Source organism: Martelella sp. FOR1707 (assembly GCF_053484265.1).
The window spans coordinates 521984-545036 of the sequence record NZ_JBAKFP010000004.1; the positions used below are offsets into that span (position 1 = coordinate 521984).

Here is a 23053-nt window from a genome sequence, read left to right on the forward strand (position 1 = left end):
TGTGCTCCGCCATTTGCCTCGCCCGCCGCGGGGCACTATGATAACGCTGTAAATCGATTGAATGCGTTCCCGTCACGGATCGTCCCACGAGATCAGGCTGCCATGCTGTCAACTCAGAAACGTCTTCCCTCCGCCGCCTCCAACAAAGCCTTTGCCGTTGCAGGAAAAGGCCTGACGCTCGCCGGCACGCTTGCCGCTGGGCTGTTCGCCGCCGCCTTCTGGTCGCCGCATGAAGCCCGCGCGGAATTCCGCGTGTGCAATGACACGGCCAATCTTGTCGGCGTGGCGGTCGGCTACCGGGCGGAAGAAGGCTGGATCTCGGAAGGATGGTGGCAACTCCCGGCCACCACCTGCGCGACCGTCGTGCCGGGTCCGCTTCAGTCGCGCTACTACTATCTCTACGCCGAGGATGCCTCCGGAAGCGGGCGCTGGACCGGCTACACCAATATGTGCGTCGCCGAGGATGAATTCGAAATCACCGGCGTTCAGGACTGCTTTGCGCGCGGTTACCAGCAGATGGGTTTTAGCGAATATGACACGGGGCGGGAGGAGAGCTGGACCGTCCAGCTTTCCGACACGCCCTCCACCCAGGAAAGTCAGAATTGATGAGACGTCACAGAAAAGTAAAGATTCTCGCCACGCTCGGCCCGGCCTCCTCCGAGGAAGAGCAGATCGAGGCGCTGCACAAGGCCGGCGCCGACCTGTTCCGAATCAATATGAGCCATGCCAGCCACGACCTGATGCGCACGCTGACCAAGCGCATCCGCAATGTCGAGGCGCGCTGCGGCCGCCCGATCGGCATTCTTTGCGACCTGCAGGGCCCCAAGCTGCGCGTCGGCAAGTTTCTCGACGGCAAGGTCGAACTCGAGGTCGGCCAGACCTTCACGCTCGACGACCGCGACGAGCCGGGCAATGAAAAACGCGTTTTCCTGCCGCATCCGGAAATCCTGCAATCCGTTCAGCCCGGCCATCGCCTCTTGATCGATGACGGCAAGCTTCAGTTGCGCGCCGAAAAATGCGACGGCAAGAGCATCGAATGCACCGTCGTTGCCGGCACCGGCATCTCCGACCGCAAGGGCGTCAGCCTGCCCGATACGCTGCTCGGCGTCGGCGCGCTGACCGAAAAGGACCGCGCCGACCTCGATGCGGTGCTGGAAACCGGAGATGCCGACTGGGTCGCGCTGTCTTTCATCCAGCGCCCTGACGATCTGGCCGAAGTGCGCAAGATCGCGCGCGGCCAGGTGGGCCTGATGTCGAAGATCGAGAAGCCGCAGGCGATCGAGCGGATCGAGGAAATCATCGAGATGAGTGACGCGCTGATGGTGGCGCGCGGCGATCTCGGCGTCGAAATGCCGCTCGAAACCGTTCCCGGCCTGCAGAAGAAGCTGATTCGCCTGTGCCGCTCCGCTGGCAAGCCGGTGGTGGTCGCCACCCAGATGCTGGAATCGATGATCGAATCGCCGGTTCCCACCCGCGCCGAGGTTTCCGACGTCGCCACCGCCGTGTTCGAGGGCGCTGACGCAATCATGCTGTCGGCCGAATCGGCTGCGGGGGAATATCCTGTTGAAGCCGTCAGCACCATGGCCTCGATCGCCCGCACCATCGAGCGCGAGCAGCTTTATCCGCAGATCCTCTACGCCCAGCGCCCCCAGCCGGAGGCAACGGGCGCGGACGCGATATCGCTGGCGGCGCGCGAGATCGCCGAAACGCTGAAGCTGACCGCCATGGTCTGTTATACCGCCTCCGGCACCACCGGGCTTCGCGCCGCACGCGAGCGGCCGAATGTGCCGATCCTGGCGCTGTCGCCGGTGGTCAGGACCGCGCGGCGTCTCTCCGTGGTCTGGGGTCTGCATTGCGTGGTGGCCGACGAGCCGACCGATCTGGAATCCATGGTCGACGGCGCCTGCCGGATCGTGGTCGATGAAGGAATCGGAAAGCCCGGCGACCGGATCATCATCTCCGCCGGCGTGCCGCTCGGCACCCCCGGCGCCACCAACATGCTGCGCATCGCCTATATCGGCATGGACGGCCGGTCGGGCGTGTGATGTTTTGAGGCGGCGGCTTTACGGCCGCCGTCCAGTCTTAAGAGCGCATATTTGCGAGAAGAGCTTGCGGCTTACTCCCAATACTCTCTCCCGCTTGCGGGAGAGATACCCCCGAAAGGGGGAGTGAGGGTGATGCAGCATTTCCAATCGGGAGGGCGTTCGCTGGGATGGACTCCCCCCTCACTGCCCCTGTCGGGGCATCTCTCCCCTCCGGGGCGAGAAGATTTGGGGGCTTTGCGGCGAGACCGGTGTTTGCTGCGAGATATCGAGCTGCCTGAAGACAAGCAGCCCCCTCCTCTACAACAACCCCAATTCCGCCAGTTCGGCGCGCAAATCCTCCGGCATGTCGTCGCCGCCGTCGCCGAAATCGAGGTCGCGGGGGGCGTCTTCGGCCTTCAGGTAGCGCCAGCCCTGGAAGGGTTTGCGGGGCACCGGCACCGTGTCGATCACCTGCGGGCCGAGGATGAGGTCGCAGCGCTGGATGCCCTGATTGTCGGTATGGTTGGCGATGTCGAGCAGCGTCTGGCGGGCGCGGATCTGGCCGTTGATGACCCAGTAGAGCGAACCGCCCTCAAGCAGTTCATCGCGGCGCTTCGGCGTCATTCGGGTGGTGTGGATGCTGTGCGGCTCCTGGCCGAGCGCGATCGCCGCCATCGACCGGCGCGAGACCCATTCGCGCAAATCGTCGATACCTGTGGCGCCGACGCAAAGTTTTAGGAGATTGAGGCTCATGCTCTCATCAAACGCCGGAGGGCTTTCCAGTCAAGGCCGAATCTCGGCCGGTCTCAGCAATCCACCACATTGACGGCGAGGCCGCCGGTGGAGGTTTCCTTGTATTTTTCATGCATGTCGCCGCCGGTCTGGCGCATGGTCTCGATGCAATTGTCGAGCGGCACGAAATGGCTGCCATCGCCCTTCAGTGCCAGCGAGGCGGCGGTGACCGCCTTGACCGCGCCCAGCGCATTGCGCTCGATGCAGGGCACCTGGACGAGGCCCGCGATCGGATCGCAGGTCATGCCAAGGTGATGTTCGAGCGCGATTTCCGCGGCGTTTTCGACTTGCTCCGGCGTGCCGCCCATGGCAGCCGTCAAGCCTGCCGCGGCCATGGCGGAGGCCGAGCCGACCTCGCCCTGACAGCCGACCTCGGCGCCGGAGATCGACGCATTGGTCTTGATGATGCCGCCGATCGCGGCCGCCGTCAGCAGGAAGTCGCGGATCGCGGCGGTGCCCATCGGCTTCTGGAACTCGCGGAAATAGCGCAGCGTTGCCGGCACCACGCCGGCCGCGCCATTGGTGGGGGCGGTCACAACCCGACCGCCGGCGGCGTTTTCCTCGTTGACGGCCATGGCGAACATCGACAGCCAGTCATTGGCCATCATCGGGTCGAACTGGTTTGAAAGCCGCGCCTCTGACAGCTTCTCGTAAAGCTTGCCGGCGCGGCGTTTGATCCTGAGGCCGCCGGGCAGTTCGCCCTCGCCTCTCAGACCGCGATCGATGCAGCCATCCATCGCCTGCCACAGCGAATCGAGCCCGGCATCGAGTTCGCCGCGCGTCATGCGCGCCTCCTCGTTTGCGCGTTTCATGGCGGCGATGGAAAGGCCGGAGCGGTTCGCCATCTCCAGCATTTCCTTTGCCGAGCGGAACGGGAACGGCGTGTTCTCGTCGGTCTTTTCGGCCGCGGGAAAGGCCTTCTGCTCCTTCCAGGCCGCAAGCTCGGTATCGGTGAGCACGAAGCCGCCGCCGATCGAATAATAGACCTGGCGCAGAAGCACATTGCCATCCGCATTGAGCGCGTAGAACGCCATGCCGTTAGCGTGACCCGGCAGCGCCTCCTTGCGGTCGAAGATCACATCCTCGTCGCAATCGAAGAGGTAGGCGGGGTGGCCGGGCGGTTCGACCGCGCCCTTCTGGCGGATCGCGTCGAGAATAGAGTCCATTTCATCCGGGTCGACGCTGTCCGGCCGCTCGCCGGCAAGGCCAAGGATCACGGCGCGGTCGCTCGCATGGCCAACGCCGGTGTAGGCGAGCGAACCGTGCAGGCTCACCCTCAGCCGGGATACGACCGTTCCGGCTGGGCGCGGCCAGTCGTTCGAGAGGAGCAGCTCAAGGAACCGGTTGGCCGCCGACATCGGCCCCATCGTATGGGAACTCGACGGGCCGATCCCGATCTTGAAGACTTCGAATACCGACAGAAACAATCCGCCACCTCCACGCACTTCTTCATCCGACGCTTTAAGCCATCCTCATCGAAAACGGCACCATCGCGCAGGCTCTGGACCGACATGATGCGCATGCGTCCACGACATAGGGGAAATATGGCAGGAAAGAAGCGGAAATGAAAACAACGGCGGCCCGGGCGGGCAACGCCGTTGTTTCCTCAAATTCCGGGCCGCTCAAACAGCGACGATAAGATAGGCAATTCCGAGAATAGCACCAAAGCCGATGACAGCCCTGAGGGTCACACCCCAACAGGTTTTGTGTGCGGTATCTTCCATGATTACTCCGATTGACATGACCCGGCACGCGCTTGGGAGAATGCGTGCGGATGGTTATCGCTTTATTAAACTGTCACAGAAACTTCAATGGGGGTGCGACGGAAAATTTCGAAAATGTCCGCTTGCAAAGGCAAGGGACAGCGGACAAAACGGTAGCGTCGTGAAGGAAATGCCGTGCATCGTCAACAGGCTGCCCGCATTTCTTTCATACGCGAACGCACTCTGATATTTATTTTCACTGGGCCATCCGGGGAAGCGCAGGCAGAAAGCTCATGACGACAGTCGATCTATTGGCGCTTCTCTTCTTTCTCGGCTGCTGGTTCCTGTTCGACAGCATCGTCATCGGCCGTTTCCGTCTCGTCTCCCGCCGCAGCCTCACAGAAGTGATGTCGATCCACCGCAAACGATGGATGCTGAACGCGCTGACGCGGGACCTGAAGATCATCGATACCCAGATCATGGCCGGGTTGCAGAACGGCACCGCGTTCTTCGCGTCGACCTCGATCTTCGCGATCGGCGGCTGTTTCGCGCTCATGGGGGAAGCCGACACGGCGCAATCGCTGTTTCAGGACCTGCCGCTGCTGACGCCGGGCACGCGCGCGGCCTTCGAGATGAAGGCGGGCGGTCTTGCCGCTATCTTCGGCTACTCCTTCTTCAAGTTCGGCTGGTCCTACCGTCTGTTCAACTACAACACCATCCTGTTCGGATCGTTGCCGATGATGGCGGAGACCGAGCGCGACAGGGCAAGGGCCGAACGGCTGGCGGAGCGGATCGCCGAGATCAACATCATCGCCGCGCGACACTTCAACACGGGCTTGCGCGCGATCTTCCTGTCGATCGGCTATCTCGGCTGGTTTCTCGGCCCCTATGTCTTCATCGCCACCACCGCCTTCGTGTTCATGATCCTGATGCGGCGGCAGTATTTTTCGGACGCGCGAGCAACCGTTATTGAAGCCCTTGAGGGCGCGGAGGAAAAGCCTTGAGCGAGACTACAGTTCCACGACGGCGGATCCATGCCATCGACGCCGCGCGCGGGATCGCGCTGGTTGCGATGGCGATATACCACTTCACCTGGGACCTCGATTTTTTCGGCTATGTCCGGTCCGGTCTCGCGACCACCGGCGGCTGGGCGATCTTTGCCCATCTGATTGCCGGCAGTTTTCTGTTCGTGGCCGGTTACAGTCTGTGGATGGCGCAGGGCGGCGGTATCCGGATGGCATCGTTCCTGAAGCGTCTCGGGATACTGGTGCTGGCCTCGCTGGCGATTACCACCGTGTCGTGGTTCACGACGCCGGACGCGGTGATCTATTTCGGGATCCTGCACAATATCGCGGTCGCTTCGATCATCGGGCTGCTGTTCCTGCGCGTTCCGGCGCTTGTGACACTGGTGGTCGCGGCCGTTGCGCTTGTCCTGCCGCACTATGTCAGTTTCGATGCGCTCGACCCGCGCTGGCTCGCCTGGATCGGCATGGCGGCGCATCCGCCTTCCTCCAATGACTACGTGCCGCTTCTGCCCTGGATCGGCGCGTTTCTGGCTGGGCTTGCGGTATCGAAGCTCTCGCTCGACTGGCTGAAGCGCCAGAAGCAGGTGCCGAAGAACGAAAACATTCTCAATTTTTTCGGCCGCCACAGCCTGATCTTCTACCTGCTGCACCAGCCGATCCTGTTCGGCCTCGTCTATGCCGCCACGCTGGTGGTGCCGCCGGACCCCTCGCCCGCCTATCTCTCCAGTTGCCAGGCGAGTTGCGAGCGCACCGATGACGCCGCCTTCTGCGCGTCCTACTGCGCCTGCACGCTCGATACGCTCAAGGAGGAAGGACTGCTCGGCCCGCTGATGCGCAATCAGACCACGGAGCAGGACGCCGTCGCGCTCGGTCGCATTTCGATGATGTGCAGCAGTCGTTAACCGTGTTTCGTATTTATAGGAAGTTCATGTGCCGACGCCGATCTCGGCGAGCCGTCCGAGGCAATTTTCCTCCGCGAGATCGAGCTCGTTCATCATCTCGTCGATGTCACGGCGCTTCTGGCGCATCGCTTCGCGCCAGGCCTTGATCGATTCCATCGTCCGCTTGAGCTCATTTGTTTCGCTGGGAAGGCCGTGGAACAGGGCCAGCACGTCCTTGATCTCGGAAAGCGATAGACCGATACGGCGGCTGCGGAGGATTTCCTTGATCATCAGCCGCTCGCCTTCGCTGTAAAGCCTCGTCCGACCCCGGCGTTCGGGCTGCAGCAGACCCTCATCCTCATAGAAGCGAAGCGTTCGTGTCGAGACACCAAACTCGCGCGTCAATTCCGAAATCGAATAATGCCTTCTCTGCACGTTCCCGCCCCATACGATATTATTTAAGCACTTTAGAATGTAAGTGCTGACATAACTAGATATTAAACCACCAGGTCGCAATTCCCAAAAATGAGAAAAAACCTATCACATCCGTGGTGGTGGTCACAAAAACCGACGATGATATGGCGGGGTCGGCGCCGGCCCTGTCGAGAAGCAGCGGAATGAGGATACCGGCCATGGCGGCGGCGAACATATTGATGATCATCGCGGCGGCCACCACCCCGCCAAGCTGCGGATTGTCGAACCAGTAGCCGGCGGCAAGCGCGATAAGGATCGCAAAGGCGAGCCCGTTGAAAAGCCCGACGCCGGCCTCCCTTCGAATGATCCGGGCAGCATTGTAGATATCGAGGTCGCGGGTAGCGAGCGCGCGCACCGTCACCGTCATGGTCTGGGTGCCGGCATTGCCGCCCATGGAGGCGACCACCGGCATCAGCACCGCAAGCGCGATCATCTTGCCGATCGACTCGTCGAACAGGCCGATTACGCTCGCCGACATGAAGGCGGTGCACATATTGATCAGCAGCCAGCCGAAACGCGAACGCACGGCGCGCACGATATTATCCGACAGTTCCTCGTCGCCGACGCCCCCGAGGCGCTTGATATCCTCGTCGGCCTCCTCGTGGATCACGTCAACGACATCATCGATGGTCAGCACGCCGACAAGACGGTCATTGCTGTCGACCACGGCGGCGGAGAGAAGGTCGTATTGCTCGAACACCTGCGCCGCCTCTTCCTGGTCGAGCTCGGCGGCGATCGGGTGGTTGGTATCGTGCATGATCGCTTCGATCTTGACCTGGCGCTTGGTGCGCAGGATCTGATCGAGATAGACGGCGCCCAGGAGGCGAAATGTCGGATCGACCACGAAAATCTGCGAGAAACTTTCGGGCAGCTCCTCATCCTCGCGCATGTAGTCGATCGTCTGGCCGACCGTCCAGAACGGCGGAACGGCCACGAACTCGGTCTGCATGCGCCGGCCGGCGGAGCTTTCGGGATAATCGAGCGACCGGGCGAAGCGGATCCGCTCGGTAAACGGCAGCTTGGAGAGGATCTCCTCGCGCTCCTCGTCGGCGAGGTCCTCCAGAATGTAGACGGCATCGTCGGAATCAAGCGAGGTCAGCGCGGTGGCGAACTGTTCGGGAGGCAGCGATTCGATGATGTTAAGGCGGATCGCTTCATCAACCTCGGTCAGCGCGGTGAGGTCGAAATCCTCGCCCAGAAGCCGCACCAGTTCCGGACGGTTTTCGAAGGACAGCGCCTCAATGACGTCGCCAGTCTCCGATTCGTGGCGGCCCGCGATCTGCTCGCGCAGAAAATCGACGTCGCCTTCTTCGATCGCCTGCTCAATCCGGGCGATGAACTCGGCGCTGACGGCGCCTTCCTCATTGTAGATTTCCAGGAGCGCGTCGCGCGGCGGTTCGTTCTGACCCGGCAATACTTCGTCCAGATGGCTCATTTTTCGATGACCTTTCTGTCTGCAACGCTGCCCCGCAAATGCGGTTCCCCCGGCGCCCATCTCATAGTGGGTTTCGCGGGCAAATGGAATCGCCGTCTGACAACCTTTTGATGACACGGTTGTGAAATCCCGGTGCGACCGACGCTTTGCGGGAAGAAACGGAGCGATGCCGGCGGATGACCGGCCGTCTCGCGCAACCGACGATGCAACGCCGCGATTGCGCGCTCGCCCTGCCCTTCATCGCCGATTAACCGAGGTGAGGCTTCACGTCCGGCAAAGGGCGAACGCGTTTGACTAAGGGCCGGCGCGCTCCTATCAAAGCGGGGGTCAAAATGAATGCACGATCGGAGCGCATGCTTTGCCAGGCAACGGGACATTGCCGGGCAGCGCGACAAGCTCCAGCCTCCGAAACGGGCAACGGCGCAACAGGGGATTTGCGATGGGTTATGGTGCCAGCTTTCTTCAACGGGCGAACCGATGGAGAGGCTGAAGAATGTGAGGAACGTCCACGATCACAGCCGGACAACCCGGCTGCTGACGGCACTCACGATACTGTTCTTCGCCACGCTCGCGATCGGCACCTATGCGGGCGGCGTATTTGTGCGCGAATCCATAAAGGAGGAGCGCCGCCTTCTGGCAGAGGGGCGGCTGAGCACCTTCGGCAAGGCGCTGCAGAGCATCTTCCAGGTTTCGATTGAGGGTGGCAAAACGCTTTCGGCGGCGCTGGGCAGCGGCAACGACCATTTCGAAAGCGCGACGAAATCCTATCTGGCGACCGCCCCCTGGACCCAGGCGGTCGTCCTGCAACAGCCGGACCAGACCCCGCTGGTGCTTCCGCAATCCGCGCGGGAGGCAGTGCTCGCTCTGCCGCTGCCGCCGAAGGAGAATACAAGCCAGCAGTTTTTCGGCCCCTACACGCTGCCGGATGGTCAGAAAGGGCTTATCTATCGGATCGAATCAGGTGACGACGTCATCGAACTCGTGATCGGCTTCAGGTCCGTTCTGGAAGCGGTCGGCCTCCTGGAACTTGCCCAGTCGACGCAATTCTCGGTCGAGGTCGACGGCGCGGGCAAGGCCCAGGCGATTGCCGGAAACGCAAACCTCAACCCGGAAGATACCGTCAATTTCTCCACCCAGATCGGCAACGCCAAATGGACGATCCGCGTCCTGCCGGATCCCCTGAACCAGGGGCCCAACAACTGGAGCCGGATATTCTTGGTGTTCGCCGGCATTGTCGTGCTGGCGTTCCTCACCCCGCTGATCGCGCTGATCATTCTTCTCAGGGCACGATTGCGCGACAACCGCCATATCGACGAAAGCATGATGGCAATCGACAACCTGTCGCGCCAGCTCTATGTCGCGCTCAACGCCTCAAATATCGGGTTGTGGGAGCATGACCTCGATTCGGGAGAACAGATCTGGGACGATCAAATCCTGAAACTCTATGGGATCGAGGGTCAGGGCCGTATCCACACATTCGAGGAATGGCGCTCATTCCTGCATCCCGATGACCGCGCGCGGATGAAACGGTTCAAATGGCGGGAGACCGGCGACACCAGCTTCCGTCAGGAATATCGCATCGTCACGCCGGACGGCACCGAGAAGACGCTCCGTTCGGCCGGCAATTCATTCCGCGATGCCGCCGGACGACGAAAATATGTTGGCGTGAACTGGGATGTCTCCGCTGACAAGGCGCAGCAGAAGGCGCTGACCGAGGCCAAGGCCCGCGCCGAAGCGCAGAACGCCGAGCTGGAAAACGCCCGGCTGCAGATGGAAAAGTTCGCGCTCGAGGATCCGCTCACCGGCGTCGCGAACCGGCGGCATTTCGAAAAGAAGCTCGAAGCCGCGCAGAGCGGCGGAACGCTGCGCGAGGGCACCAAGCTGGTGCTGATCGACCTCGATGGCTTCAAGACACTCAACGACACGATGGGCCATGTCTTCGGCGACGACGTGCTGCGTCTGGCGGCGAAAGTCTTCAGCGAAAAGCTTGGCCCCAAAGACTTTCTGGCGCGCACCGGCGGCGACGAGTTTGTCGTTCTGATGCCGCCGGAGAGCGATGTTGACGCCTTTGCCGATGAACTCGCCAATGCCTTTGCAAGGCCGGTCGAGATCGACGGACGCGCCTGCCGTATCGGCATCAGCATCGGGATCGCGATTGTCGATGCGGAACCGATTTCCGCCAGCGAACTTCTGGTGAAGGCCGACCTTGCGCTTTATGACGCCAAGAACCGCGGACGGGGCCGCACCGTCCACTTTACCCAGGATCTGATGGCGCAGACCTTCGAAACGAAGCGCCTTGCGGACGATCTTCAGGAAGGGCTGGAACGCGGCGAGATCACCGCCTTCTACCAGCCGATCCTCGACAGCAGAACGTCCGAGGTCATCGGCGTCGAGGCGCTGGCGCGCTGGCGACATCCGCAGCGGGGCATGCTGGAGCCCAAGACCTTCATTGATGTCGCCGAGAAGTATAGTCTTCTTCACAGGATTGACGAGATCGTGCTCAACGAGTCGCTCGACATTCTGCGCCGTTGCGAGGCCGAGGGTCTGCCCGTGCCGACGCTCTCCGTCAACGTGTCCGCCCCGCGCCTTCAGGACCCCTCCCTTCTGCGGCAACTCAAGGACGCCGAGCTGCCGCCGGGCAAGCTTCATTTCGAACTGCTGGAATCGATCCCGTTCGATGACAGCGACAACGCCCTGCTGAAGATCGTCAACGAGATCCGCGACATAGGCATCGGCATCGATCTCGATGATTTCGGCTCAGGCTATGCATCGCTGGTGGGGCTGACCCAGGTGCGGCCGGACCGGCTGAAAATCGCCGGTCAACTGATCGAGCCGATCATACGCGCGCCGGAAAGCCTCCTGATTGTCGAGACGATCGCCAAGATCGCGGAATCCTTTGAGATCACAGTCATTTGCGAAGGCGTTCTGTCCGCCGAGCACCGGGATAAACTCGATGCCATCGGCTGTCATTTCCAGCAGGGCTATTTCTTCGCTCGACCGATGGACGAGACCCAGATCGTTCGCTATCTCGCCCAGCGCCCGCAATAACGGGCCTCTTGCCCATTGCGGAAGCTCCACAATTCCTGCCTCTCGACAGGTATGCACTTCGCGCATAGCTTCCATGTCAATATGTCACTCCCCAAAACCGCCAGCGCGCGCTATATAAGGATCAACAGCGTGATCGAGAGACGAAACGGTCCCTGGCCCGGAAACGGGTTACATATTCGAAGTGGCGTGCTCCTCCTCCCATACGCGCTTCGATGGGTTGACGACACTCCTCCTCCCAGTCGTCAGCCAACGCAAATGACGCTCACCGGATCCTCCTCCCCCGGTGAGCGTTATTTTTTTTGCCCAATTCTTCCGCCTTTCGCTGAACCCCGTCCTGTATTGCTGCGTTCATGCTCCGCACTGCGCGGTGATTCCCGTGCGTTCTGAAGCGGCCGTGTAATGCGCTCCATCCGCCTGAAAAATAGTCACAACGCCGTGCATGCACTCGCGATGTGCAACATCACGCACAAATGCATGGCAGTTGCATAAAACTTGCACAACTTTTCCTTCCAAATTCGGGTATACGGACCTCACATAAGAAATCCGGAGCAGGAAGCTCCATCGCGTATCACGAGGAAACACCCATGAACCCGTTCGACCTGACCATGAAATGGTTCTCCTACCGCCGCACCCGCGCCCAGCTGCGCAACCTGTCGGCTGAAGAACTCAAGGATATCGGCCTTCTCCCCTCCGATATCGACCGCGTTTCGGCCCGCGCCTTTCGCTAAGCGAACCGCACGCAAGCCATGATCAACGGCGCCTTCGGGCGCCGTTTGCATTTGTGGCGGGAATGCTTGCCATTGGCGGGCGAGCGATTATGTTTGGCCGGATTTCAAACCGGAACGCCCCTATGACCGACTTCCCGCGCTTTACCGCCCTTGCCCAGAACCTGCCCGCGACCGTGCCCTTTGTGGGACCCGAGGCGCTGGAGCGCACGCGGAACTATCCGATCAACGCCCGGCTCGGCGCCAATGAAAGCGGCTTCGGCCCTGCTTCCACGGTGCTGGCGGCGATCCGCGAGGCGGCGGGCGAAATCTGGAAATATTCCGATCCCGAACACCTGTCGTTGCGCCAGGCCCTGGCCGCGCATCTCGGCTGCGGCAGCGAAAACATCGTGATCGGCGAAGGCGTCGACGGGCTGCTGGGCATGGCCGTGCGGCTGATCGTGGAACCCGGCACCACCGTCGTTACCTCGCTCGGCGGCTACCCGACCTTCAACTACCATGTCGACGGCTATGGCGGCCGGCGCATCAACGTGCCCTATGCCGGCGACCGCGAGGATCTGGACGGGCTTGTCGAGGCGGTGAAGGCGGAAGACGCCACCATGGTCTATTTCGCCAATCCCGATAATCCCATGGGCAGTTTCTGGCACGCCGACGACGTCATCCGCTTTGCCGACGCGCTGCCGGAAACCTGCATGCTGGTGCTGGACGAGGCTTATTGCGAATGCGGGCCCGCCGAAGCCTTTCCCGAAATTTCCCGGTTTATCGACCGCCCGAACATTCTGCGCTTCCGCACCTTCTCCAAGGCCTATGGACTTGCCGGCGCAAGGGTGGGCTATGCCATCGGCGCGCCGCAGACGATCCGCGCCTTCGACAAGATCCGCAATCATTTCGGCATGCCGCGCCTCAGCCTCGTGGCGGCGGAGGCGGCGCTTGCCGATCAGGCCTATCTGCAGGCGGTGGTCGGCCGCATCATCGCCTCGCGCGAGGAGATCGCCGGCATTGCCCGCGACAACGGTCTCACGCCCCTGCCCTCGGCCACCAACTTCGTGGCGGTCGATTGCGGCCGGGACGGCGCCTATGCCCGCGCGATCGTCGATGCGCTCGGCGCGCGCGGCGTGTTCATCCGGATGCCGGGCGTCGCCCCGCTCAACCGCTGCATCCGCATCTCCACCGGCCCGCACCGCGACATGCAGCTTTTGGCCGAAGAACTGCCGATCGTGCTGGAGGCGCTCGGCTGAAGCCGGGCGCCCCGGCCCACGAGTCGTTCCGACGGAGCCTTATCGGGCCTTCTGGCCGAACAGCACGGATTGCGCGTCCTTGTCTGTGGCGAGGTTCATCTTTTCGCGCTCGGACTGACCGACCGCAATGCCGGCCTGAACGGCCGGGCGGGCCATGACGGCCTCATACCAGCGCTTGAGATGCGGGAAGTCGTTGAGATCCTGACCCTGCCCCTCATGGGACCGGACCCAGCCGATCGACGCCATGTCAGCAATCGAATAGTCGCCGCCGAGATATTCGACCTCTGCAAGCCGCTTGTCCATCACGCCATAAAGGCGGTTGACCTCGTTGGTATAGCGGTTAATGCCGTATTCGATCTTTTCCGGCGCGTATCTGCGAAAATGATGGGCCTGGCCCGCCATCGGCCCGAGGCCGCCGACCTGCCAGAACAGCCATTCCTCGACAGCCACGCGTTCGCGCTCGGTCTCGGGATAGAATTTTTTGAACTTGCGGCCGAGATATTGCAGGATCGCGCCCGACTCGAACACCGAGATCGGCTCACCACCCGGCCCGTCCGGATCGACGATCGCGGGCATGCGGTTATTGGGCGATATCTTCAGGAATTCGGGCTTGAACTGGTCGCCCTTGCCGATGTTCACATAGTTCACGTTGTAGGGAACGCCGGCCTCCTCAAGATAGATGGTGATCTTGTAGCCGTTGGGCGTGGGCCAGTAATAGAGTTCAATCGGAGTGGTCATGAAATTCATCCTCTTCGTGTCGTAAAACACCGTCCCAGACGATATAGATCGATATCGAGCCGATAAAAGGCCGACGGGGTTGCAGCAAGTGAGCGCCGATCGGCGGAGAAATGCAAGGGTGACACAATGCGCGACTACGAACCTCTGGCAGCAAGGATCATCAGCCCGGACCGCCAGGAGCCGCAAAGCTTTACCGATGCGCGCGAGGCGGTGAAGGCGCTGCAGGCGCTTTACACGCGCAACACCCGGTTTCTGATCGACGCCTTCGTGGCGCTTGCCGGCGGCGCGCCGATCGAGGGGCGCTACCGCGCCTTCTATCCGCAGATCAGCATCGAGACGGGAAGCTACGGCCTTACCGATTCGCGCCTTTCCTTCGGCCATGTCGCAACGCCCGGGCAATATGCGACCGCGATCAGCCATCCGGACCTGTTCGAGGACTATCTCGTCGCCCAGCTTTCGCTGCTGATCAAGAATCACGGCGTGCCGGTCACCGTCGGCGAATCGGAGACGCCGATCCCGCTTCATTTCGCCTTCGGCGAGAACACCCATGTCGAGGCCGACCTCGCGGCGCTTGCCGATGTACCGTTGCGCGATATTTTCGACACGCCGGACCTCAACACCACCGATGACCTGATCGCCAATGGCGACTACGAGCCGGAGCCCGGCAAGCCGCAGGCTCTGGCCCCGTTCACGGCGCAGCGCGTCGATTATTCGCTGGCCCGGCTCAGCCATTATACGGCGACCAGTTCGGCACATTTCCAGAATTTCGTGCTGTTCACCAACTATCAGTTCTATGTCGACGAGTTCTGCGCCTTTGCCCGCGAGACCATGGCCAAGGGCGGCGAGGGCTATACCGCCTTCGTCGAGCCCGGCAATGTCATCACCCGTCCGGGCGAGGTCGAGCCGGAGGAAGGCCGCAGTGGCCGCATGCCGCAAATGCCGGCCTATCATCTGAAGCGCGGCGACAATTGCGGGATATCGATGGTCAATATCGGCGTGGGGCCATCGAACGCCAAGACGATCACCGATCATATCGCGGTGCTGCGCCCGCATGCCTGGTTGATGCTCGGCCATTGCGCAGGGCTGCGCAACAGCCAGAAACTCGGCGATTATGTGCTGGCCCACGCCTATGTGCGCGAGGATCATGTGCTCGACGACGACCTGCCCGTCTGGGTGCCGATCCCGGCGCTGGCGGAAGTGCAGCTCGCGCTGGAGGAAGCGGTGGCCGAAGTCACCGGGCTGGAGGGTTATGAGCTGAAGCGGGTGATGCGCACCGGCACCGTGGCAACCATCGACAACCGCAACTGGGAGCTTTCCCACCAGAGCGGGCCGGTCAAGCGGCTGTCGCAGTCGCGGGCGATCGCGCTCGATATGGAATCGGCGACGATCGCCGCCAACGGCTTCCGCTTCCGGGTTCCTTACGGCACGCTTCTGTGCGTTTCCGACCGACCGCTGCACGGCGAACTGAAGCTTCCCGGCATGGCGACGGCGTTTTACACGACCCAGGTGCGCCAGCACCTCCATATCGGCATCAAGGCGGTGCAGAAGCTGGCGGCCATGCCGCCCGAAAGGCTGCATTCGCGCAAGCTCAGAAGCTTTTACGAGACGGCTTTTCAGTAATCAGTGCAGATCGCTGCCGACCGGCACGATCACATGGACCGCGCCGGGATGCTGCTCGATCACTGCGTGATCGATCACGTCGATGAGATCGCCATCCAGCGACTGGTCCATGTCGCTGTCGGCGAAATCGAGCGTGATCCGGTCGGCCTCGAAAAGGGTGATATGCTCGCTGTCTTCGAGATGGCCGGTGAGGTAGTCCATCGCGAACCCGACCACATTGTCGAAATAGCTCGCCTTCACGAGGTACACGCCCAGCTTGCCGCCCTGCGGACGGTCGGAAAACGGCACCGGATTGTTGTGAATGCGGTTGTTGGAAATGCCGAGCAGGGCGAAACTGCCCTCTCCGTCGCCGTCATCGCTTTGATACTTCACCCTAACATTGGGCACCTGTCTCAGCGTATCGAACCAGGCGCGGGTGCTGGCGGAAATCTTGCCAAGACGCGAATCGTAGTCGAGCTTTTCGCGGTTCCTGATCATGGTCGCATGAAGGCCGACGGAGAACTGATGGATGAAGGGCCGGTCGTTGATCGTCGGCATGTCGACGCGCACGGGCCTGCCATTGGCAAGCTCCTGCAGCGCCTCCTCGATATCGAGCGAAATACCAAGGCTGCGGGCGAACAGGTTCATGGTGCCGGCCGGCACCACGCCCAGGAGCTTGTTCTTGCCGTGCAGGAAACCGGCGGCCAGAGACACCGTGCCATCGCCGCCGCCGACGATCATGCCGTCAAAGCCCGAGCCTTCCGCGGTCTTCGCGATCGCCTGTTTGACATCCTTGCCCGCGACGATATCGCAGTCGAACTCATGGCCGGCATCGGTGAAGATTTCGGTCGCCAGCCTGTGGAACGCGTCCATGTCGGTGGTTTTGAAGGTGCCGCCATCGCGGTTGAAAATGCCCTTGAGACGCATTCGATTTCCCTGGAAAGGTTGATGCACAATAACGCCGGGCATGTCGCGATGGTTCCGGTCCGGCGCCGGGTGGCGCCGGATGCCGTTATCTACATGTTCGGATAAACCGGCCCCTCGCCGCCCTGCGGCGGCGTCCAGACGATATTCTGGTTGGGGTCCTTGATATCACAGGTCTTGCAGTGCACGCAGTTCTGGGCGTTGATGACGAAGGTTTCCTCGCCATCCTTCTCCACCCACTCATAGACCCCGGCCGGACAGTAGCGGCTGGACGGGCCGGCATAGACCTCAAGCTCGGAGCGCTTCTGGAGCGCCATGTCCTTGACCTTGAGGTGGACCGGCTGATCCTCCTCGTGATTGGTGTTGGACAGGAACACCGATGACAGCCGGTCGAAGGTCAAAACGCCGTCGGGCTTGGGATAATCGATCGGCTTGTGCTTGGCCGCCGGCTCCAGCGCCTCGGCATCGGTCTTGCCGTGCTTGATCGTTCCGAACAGCGAGAAGCCGAAAATCGTGTTAATCCACATGTCGAAACCGCCGAGCGCGATGCCGGCATAGGTGCCGAACTTCGACCAGAGCGGCTTGACGTTGCGAACCCGTTTCAGGTCCTTGCCGATGGCGCTCGCGCGCCAGTCCGCCTCGATCTCGCTGACCTCGTCGTTGCTGCGGCCGGCCGAAAGCGCGTCGGCGATGCGATCGGCCGCCAGGATGCCGGAAAGGACGGCATTGTGCGAGCCCTTGATGCGCGGCACGTTGACGAGGCCGGCCGAACAGCCGATCAGCGCGCCGCCGGGGAAGGAAAGCTTCGGCACCGATTGATAGCCGCCCTCGGTGATCGCCCGCGCGCCGTAGGAAAGCCGCTTGGCGCCCTCGAAGGTGGGCGCGATCGCTGCATGGGTCTTGAACCGCTGGAACTCCTCGAACGGATAGAGATAGGGGTTCTTGTAGTTGAGATGGACGACGAATCCGACAGCGACCTGATTGTCCTCCAGATGATAGAGGAAGGAGCCGCCCCCGGTCTTGCCATCGAGCGGCCAGCCGAAGGAATGCTGGACGAGGCCCGGCTTGTGGTTTTCCGGCTTCACCTGCCAGAGTTCCTTGAGGCCGATGCCGAATTTCTGCGGCTCGCGATCGGCATCGAGCTTGAACTTCGCGATCAGCTCCTTGGCGAGCGACCCGCGCACGCCCTCGCCGATCAGCACATATTTGCCGTGCAGCTCCATGCCGCGGGTATAGTTCGGGCCAGGCGTGCCGTCGCGCTCCACGCCCATGTCGCCGGTGGCGACGCCCTTGACCGCGCCGTTTTCATCGTAAAGCACTTCGGCGGCGGCGAAGCCGGGATAGATCTCGACGCCGAGCGCCTCGGCCCTCTCGCCGAGCCAGCGACAGACATTGCCGAGCGATACGACATAATTGCCGTGATTGTTCATCAGCGGCGGCATCAGGAAATTGGGCAGCGTGAGCGATCCGGCAGGACCGAGCAGCAGGAACTGGTCCTTGGTCACCGGCGTCTTGAACGGGTGGTCTTCCTCCTCCCGCCAGCCCGGCAGGAGCCGGTCAATGCCCGAGGGATCGACCACCGCTCCGGACAGGATGTGCGCGCCGACTTCCGCGCCCTTTTCCAGCACGACGACGCTGAGGTCCTCGTTGATCTGTTTGAGGCGGATCGCGGCGGCAAGACCAGCGGGGCCCGCTCCCACGATCACCACGTCGAATTCCATGCTTTCGCGTTCCGGTAGGTCTTCGTTCATGCGTATCCTCTTTCCCGGCCGGCCTCGTCCGGCGCGCCGACAAGGTATCGTAATGATTGCAGCATTTTCCAGCGGCAAATGCTGCAAATCTCAATAAAACCGATTTGATAGGCGCGTGTGATAACGTCCGATAGTGATTGAAACACGACGGCGCGAGAGGCTATGGTGCGGCAACCCATCCGGCCCGATTGGCCGTTCGATCCCATATGATGTTCACAAGGAGTTCGCCATGGATCTCGGTATTGCCGACAAGAAGGCCGTTGTACTCGCCTCCTCGCGGGGCCTTGGCGCCGGTATCGCGGAGGCGCTGGCCAAGGAGGGCGCCCATGTGCTGCTGTGCGGGCGGACGGAAGACCGTCTGGCGCAGAACTGCAAGGTGATCAACGACACGACGCCGGGCAAGGCCGACTATGTCATCGCCGATCTCGCCGCGGAAAACGTAGTCGAAACGCTGATGGAGGCGATTGCGGAAAAACTCGGCGGAGCGGACATCCTCGTCAACAATTCCGGCGGGCCGACGCCGGGAACGGTGGCCGACATGACGCCGGAAAAACTCGACAGGTTCTTCAATTCCATGGTCGCGCCGATCATCGCGTTGACCAACCGGCTCATTCCGCACATGAAAGAAAAGGGCTGGGGCAGGATCGTGACCGTGGCGTCCGGGGGCGTGCAGGAGCCGATCCCCAATCTCGCGCTTTCCAATACGCTGCGCTCCGCCCTTGTCGGCTGGAACAAGACGCTTTCAACCGAGGTCGCCGCTTCGGGGATAACCGCCAATCTTCTGCTGCCGGGCCGCATCCACACCGACCGCATCGACGAACTGGACCATGCGAACGCCGAGCGCAGCGGCAAGAGCCTTGCCGAGGTGCGCAAGGGAACGCTGACCGCCATACCGGCGGGCCGGCTCGGGCGGGTGGAAGAGTTCGCCGCAGTCGCGACCTTCCTGTGCTCGCAGCAGGCAAGCTACCTGACCGGCAGCCTCGTGCGCTGTGACGGCGGCGCAACGCGCAGCATCTGACGGGAGCATCATGACCACCGCCAGCGCGCTCACAGCCCGGGAAGCCGCAGCCCTCCTCAGCTTCTACGCCGATGCCGGCGTGGACGCGATGCTGGAGGATGAGGCGACGGACCTGACCCGGCTCGCTGCCGAGAAGGCCGAGGCGGCGCGCGCCGAACCCGAACCACGGGCAGCGGCGGCGAAGACCAAGGCGCGCGCGCCCGAACCGCCAAGAGCAGCACCGGCCGTCCATACCACGATCCCCGATGACAAGGCGGTCTCCGATGCGGCGTTTGCCGCCGAGAGCGCCCGTTCCCTGGCAGAGCTTGCCGAAATCGTTCAAGGCTTCACCGGCTGCAATCTGAAGCAGAATGCCCGCTCCACAATCCTTCTCGAAGAGATGCCGGAAAGCGGGATCCTGATGGTCTGCGGCTTCCCGACCGGCGAGGACGACAAGGCCGGCGCCGCCCTTTCCGGGCCAGCCGGCGGCTTGTTCGAGCGGATGCTGGCCGCGATTGGCCTGTCGCGCGCCGATGTCGGCGTCACCACCGCGCTGCCGTGGCGCACGCCGGGCGACCGCGCCCCGACCGCCTCCGAGGCACAGATCTGCCAGCCATTTCTCGAGCGCCAGATCGCGCTCGCGGAACCGAAACTGCTGGTGACGCTCGGCAATTTTGCCTGCCGGATGACGATCGACCCGAACAAGACCGTGTTCGACCTTCGCGGAAGCTGGCACAAAAAGGAGATCGGCGGCCAGAGCTTCGAGACGCTCGTCACCTTTTCCCCCTCGGAACTGCTGGCCGCGCCGAAGAACAAGAAAGAGGCATGGCTGGACCTTCAGGCGCTTCGCGCCCGGCTCGGCTGACCGCCTTTTTCTTCATCTATTTATTTTCTGTTAATGCCGGCATGCGCCCACCGCATAGCAGCCCTCCGGCAGGTCCCATTGCTGCGATCACGCGAAACTGAGATAACGCATCATGTCTTGGGAGGATCACAGGAACCAAGGCAGATGAAACCTACTGACGATATGGACGCCACTTTGATGCAGAACACACGCCTTTCGCTCGAGCTCGGACGTTCGACCAATGGTTACCATGGCCAGCGCGGCATCGACCGGGCGATTGCCAAGGGTTTCTCCAAGCTCGTCGGTCACCACGATGCTCGCGCGCTGCGGCCCGCGCCGCGCGCGCTCGGAGCCTGAGGAGCGACCTTCTCCACGGAGAAGCGAGGCCTTCCGCCAAATTTTCAATGCGATATTTCATGACCCGAGAGTCGGCCGAAACGCCGGCTCTTTTTCGTGCGACCCCTAGTGCCCTTCAGGCTTCATACGTGATCTCAACGGTCGTGCCGCTGGATATGCCGGAGCTGATCGAAAAGCCGAGACCGAGCGCCGCGGCCCGCTTCTGGGCCTCCACCAGGCCGGTATGCGAAATGCCGAGCGCGAGTTCCGGCTGCCTGAAGACGGCGTCCAGTTCCTGCTCGCTAAGCCCGCGTCCGATATCGACGAACTTGGCGATGAACCCCACATGCCCCTCGGGCGCCAGAGTAATCCTCGCCTCGCAATAAGGCGGCGAGACGGCAATGGCGCGCTCCACCAGATGTCCGAACATTGCGGTGAGCATGTCCTCATCGAGCCGGACATGTTTTTCGCCGTCGTTGATCTCGGTAACGAGCAGCAGGCTTTCCGAAACCGCCTCGCCGCGATGGCGATCGATCGCCGCGGACAGGCATTTTGCCGGAGAGATCAGCGGCAGCTCATGGCTGCGTTCCTTCTCGTCTTTCACCGACTCGAATTCGGCATAGATGTCGCGCCGGCCGGGCGCCCAGCTTACCCGCTTCGCCGCGTCCGTCGAGTCATGCGACGTCGTTTTCGTGACAGCGCTATCAGCATTATCTGTTAACCGTTCTTCGACGCCTTCTGCTTCGCCATCCCAAACCGGCTTTGCAGTCTCGCCCGCAGGTAAAGTCTGCGGAGGCATGGACCGACCGTCTTCCGCCCGCGCCTGCTGCAGGCTCTCGAACCCCTGCGCGGCAGACACGCGCCGGGCGTGGTTGTTCCATGGCATATGGTTGGCGAGCGGCGCGGGCTGCTGCGCTTGCGTGGACGGCGCGGGACGAGCAGTTTCGCGCGCGGTCGGCTCCCGTCCGAAGTCCGGATCATCCACCTTCGGCATAGACGGTTGTCGCGCCGGGGCGGTCGCGGCAACGGGCGTTGCGACCACGCAAACGCCGTCGCGATGTCGCATTCGGGCAAGAGAAAGATTGACGACGCGCGGGGGCGCGGCGGCCAGATCGGCGCGCACCTCTTCCAGACGATTGCCCGGTTCGTCGCCCAGGACGCGCGCAAGCGCAAGATCGATCCGCGCCGCTCCATGAATATCAAACAGAGAGGCGAGCCGCGTCCCGCTCAGGTCGCGCGCCTTGTCGTCCGGTTGGAAAAACGTGATGGCGGCTTCATTGGCAAGTTCGATCACGCCGGCGGCATTGACCAGCAGTACGCTTTCAGGCGCCTGGTTGAGCGTCTGCACCACTTGTGCGTTGTCCGCTTTGCGCGGGACCTCGGAATTCATTAAGCGCACCCGATTATCTTCCCAATGCCGGTTCATATTGGCCAGCCTCCAGGGGTTTTCAACCTCGCAGCGGATCGCCGCAAACAAGAGCCGAAGCGTTAGGCTATTATATTATGAGTGCTGGGTAAATTGTGTCTTAAACAGCAAACTGCTCAAAAAGACGACGCAATCGGTCCCCGCGTGGCATCAAAACGCAACTAATGCGCCTCCCCGCTTCAGGTAAAATACGCGAAGGCTTCGTCTACGTGATGGGATTTGACAGCCTGCCAGCGGCAATATTCTTCGATGAACAGCCTGTCGATCCACATCTCGCTCTCGAATGGCCGGCGGCTCCAGCCGAGGACGCCGATCTCGATGGCCTTGTTCAATATGCGCTGCAGATGGGTGCGGGATATGAAAATCCGCTCGGAAAGACGCCGTGCATTGATCGGCGGTATCAGATAGTGGTCGCCCTCAGGCGCGCCTGCGCCGATCTGCGAAACAATGTGATCCATCACCATGCCGCCCGAAATCGTGTTCTGCAAAAGAGCGACGCGCGGCGGCGGCTCGCGCCAGGCGGGATCGTTCAGACAATTCCACGCAAGCCGCGGCTGGAGTGAGAAGACAATATCCGGTCTTTGCATCAACACCGACTCGCGGTTGCGGCCATCGATGCCATCGAGCATTGCCAGATTGAGCCCTACCCATTCCATCAGTGCCGATTTCACGACCTCGGTGGGCTTCCAGTAACGCGGCCGGATGCGGCGGCTGTCGGGATCGACTTCGATGAAGCCGTATTGCACGGATTCATTGATGAAAGCGCGGATCGTATTCGGGCTGGCGACCTTGTACGGCGTCAGCACCTCGATAAGACGGTTGACCGTCAGACCGCCTTCATCGCCCCAGTAGAGCGCAAGCGCCGTCTGGGAAATCAACCACCGACGCTGGGACGCCAGATTGGCGCCGAGGCGCTGGTTGGTGTGATAAACGTCCGCCAGGGCTTCACCATAATATGCAAGTGACGGCAGGAAACTTGGATGCGAACAAATGACGTCAACGGAAAGTGGCATGTCGTAGCTGAACCCGGGCGCATTATTACGACCGGAGACTATGGTCCGATCGATTCTTTTTTTTGAAAACTTATACCAAG

At 61.9% G+C, this 23053-nt stretch carries 20 protein-coding genes; 11 read left to right on the forward strand and 9 right to left on the reverse strand.

Going from position 1 to position 23053, the window contains the following annotated elements; translation table 11 throughout:
- Positions 1–102: 102 nt before the first annotated feature.
- Positions 103–606: a DUF1036 domain-containing protein gene (locus V6765_RS13865; RefSeq protein WP_448429701.1), complete on the forward strand. Its 504-nt coding sequence runs from the start codon at positions 103–105 to the stop codon at positions 604–606.
- Positions 606–2045 carry a pyruvate kinase gene (gene pyk, locus V6765_RS13870; protein WP_448429703.1) on the forward strand — a complete coding sequence of 480 codons (1440 nt, stop codon included), beginning with the start codon at positions 606–608 and terminating at the stop codon, positions 2043–2045. Before V6765_RS13865 ends, pyk begins: the two co-directional genes overlap by 1 nt.
- Positions 2046–2342: 297 nt before the next feature.
- Here the strand turns inward: pyk and V6765_RS13875 are convergent, their stop codons facing one another.
- Both V6765_RS13875 and V6765_RS13880 read right to left on the reverse strand, forming a co-directional pair.
- The gene (locus tag V6765_RS13875) at positions 2343–2777 is read right to left on the reverse strand and encodes a DUF1489 family protein (protein WP_448429705.1); all 435 of its coding nucleotides are present in this window, start codon (positions 2775–2777) and stop codon (positions 2343–2345) included.
- 53 nt (positions 2778–2830) lie between these two features.
- Complete coding sequence (locus V6765_RS13880; RefSeq protein WP_448429707.1) at positions 2831–4243, reverse strand: L-serine ammonia-lyase; 1413 nt, start codon at positions 4241–4243, stop codon at positions 2831–2833.
- Positions 4244–4812: 569 nt separating this feature from the next.
- Here V6765_RS13880 and V6765_RS13885 point away from each other — a divergent pair.
- Together V6765_RS13885 and V6765_RS13890 are read left to right on the forward strand one after the other, a co-directional pair.
- Positions 4813–5523, forward strand: a complete 711-nt coding sequence (locus tag V6765_RS13885; RefSeq protein ID WP_448429709.1) for a DUF599 domain-containing protein — start codon at positions 4813–4815, stop codon at positions 5521–5523.
- Positions 5520–6446 (forward strand): DUF1624 domain-containing protein, encoded by a 927-nt coding sequence (locus V6765_RS13890; RefSeq protein WP_448429711.1) that lies wholly within the window; start codon positions 5520–5522, stop codon positions 6444–6446. Before V6765_RS13885 ends, V6765_RS13890 begins: the two co-directional genes overlap by 4 nt.
- A gap of 24 nt (positions 6447–6470) precedes the next feature.
- On the opposite strand, the gene V6765_RS13895 is transcribed toward V6765_RS13890, so the two are convergent.
- Both V6765_RS13895 and mgtE read right to left on the reverse strand, forming a co-directional pair.
- Positions 6471–6860, reverse strand: coding sequence for a MerR family transcriptional regulator (locus tag V6765_RS13895; RefSeq protein ID WP_230718915.1), 390 nt, complete (start codon positions 6858–6860; stop codon positions 6471–6473).
- Positions 6861–6915: 55 nt separating this feature from the next.
- The gene (gene mgtE, locus V6765_RS13900; RefSeq protein ID WP_448429713.1) at positions 6916–8334 is read right to left on the reverse strand and encodes a magnesium transporter; all 1419 of its coding nucleotides are present in this window, start codon (positions 8332–8334) and stop codon (positions 6916–6918) included.
- A 477-nt stretch (positions 8335–8811) separates the two neighbouring features.
- Between mgtE and V6765_RS13905 the strand changes: the two genes are divergently transcribed.
- From V6765_RS13905 to V6765_RS13915, 3 genes are all read left to right on the forward strand, one after another.
- A complete protein-coding gene (locus tag V6765_RS13905; protein ID WP_448429715.1) occupies positions 8812–11382 on the forward strand; it encodes a putative bifunctional diguanylate cyclase/phosphodiesterase in 2571 nt (856 codons plus the stop codon).
- Positions 11383–11966: 584 nt separating this feature from the next.
- On the forward strand, positions 11967–12110 hold the full coding sequence (locus tag V6765_RS13910; protein WP_018066572.1) for a DUF1127 domain-containing protein: 144 nt from the start codon (positions 11967–11969) through the stop codon (positions 12108–12110).
- Between the two features lie 122 nt (positions 12111–12232).
- The gene (locus V6765_RS13915) at positions 12233–13345 is read left to right on the forward strand and encodes a pyridoxal phosphate-dependent aminotransferase (RefSeq protein ID WP_448429717.1); all 1113 of its coding nucleotides are present in this window, start codon (positions 12233–12235) and stop codon (positions 13343–13345) included.
- Positions 13346–13384: 39 nt separating this feature from the next.
- Here the strand turns inward: V6765_RS13915 and V6765_RS13920 are convergent, their stop codons facing one another.
- A complete protein-coding gene (locus tag V6765_RS13920) occupies positions 13385–14083 on the reverse strand; it encodes a glutathione S-transferase N-terminal domain-containing protein (RefSeq protein WP_448429719.1) in 699 nt (232 codons plus the stop codon).
- Between the two features lie 126 nt (positions 14084–14209).
- Between V6765_RS13920 and V6765_RS13925 the strand changes: the two genes are divergently transcribed.
- A complete protein-coding gene (locus tag V6765_RS13925) occupies positions 14210–15703 on the forward strand; it encodes an AMP nucleosidase (RefSeq protein ID WP_448429721.1) in 1494 nt (497 codons plus the stop codon).
- Here V6765_RS13925 and V6765_RS13930 read toward each other — a convergent pair whose 3' ends face one another.
- Positions 15704–16609 (reverse strand): diacylglycerol/lipid kinase family protein, encoded by a 906-nt coding sequence (locus V6765_RS13930; protein WP_448429723.1) that lies wholly within the window; start codon positions 16607–16609, stop codon positions 15704–15706.
- Between the two features lie 89 nt (positions 16610–16698).
- Complete coding sequence (locus V6765_RS13935) at positions 16699–18357, reverse strand: electron transfer flavoprotein-ubiquinone oxidoreductase (RefSeq protein ID WP_448429725.1); 1659 nt, start codon at positions 18355–18357, stop codon at positions 16699–16701.
- 229 nt (positions 18358–18586) lie between these two features.
- On the opposite strand from V6765_RS13935, the gene V6765_RS13940 reads away from it, so the two are divergent.
- The 3 genes from V6765_RS13940 (at position 18587) to V6765_RS13950 (ending at position 20555) form a co-directional block, all read left to right on the forward strand.
- The gene (locus V6765_RS13940) at positions 18587–19375 is read left to right on the forward strand and encodes an SDR family oxidoreductase (RefSeq protein WP_448429727.1); all 789 of its coding nucleotides are present in this window, start codon (positions 18587–18589) and stop codon (positions 19373–19375) included.
- A gap of 10 nt (positions 19376–19385) precedes the next feature.
- A complete protein-coding gene (locus V6765_RS13945; RefSeq protein WP_448429729.1) occupies positions 19386–20219 on the forward strand; it encodes a uracil-DNA glycosylase in 834 nt (277 codons plus the stop codon).
- A 144-nt stretch (positions 20220–20363) separates the two neighbouring features.
- A complete protein-coding gene (locus V6765_RS13950; protein WP_448429731.1) occupies positions 20364–20555 on the forward strand; it encodes a hypothetical protein in 192 nt (63 codons plus the stop codon).
- 115 nt (positions 20556–20670) lie between these two features.
- Here V6765_RS13950 and V6765_RS13955 read toward each other — a convergent pair whose 3' ends face one another.
- The gene (locus V6765_RS13955) at positions 20671–21960 is read right to left on the reverse strand and encodes a PAS domain-containing protein (RefSeq protein ID WP_448429733.1); all 1290 of its coding nucleotides are present in this window, start codon (positions 21958–21960) and stop codon (positions 20671–20673) included.
- 179 nt (positions 21961–22139) lie between these two features.
- Positions 22140–22973 (reverse strand): hypothetical protein, encoded by an 834-nt coding sequence (locus tag V6765_RS13960; protein WP_448429735.1) that lies wholly within the window; start codon positions 22971–22973, stop codon positions 22140–22142.
- Between the last annotated feature and the right edge of the window lie 80 nt (positions 22974–23053).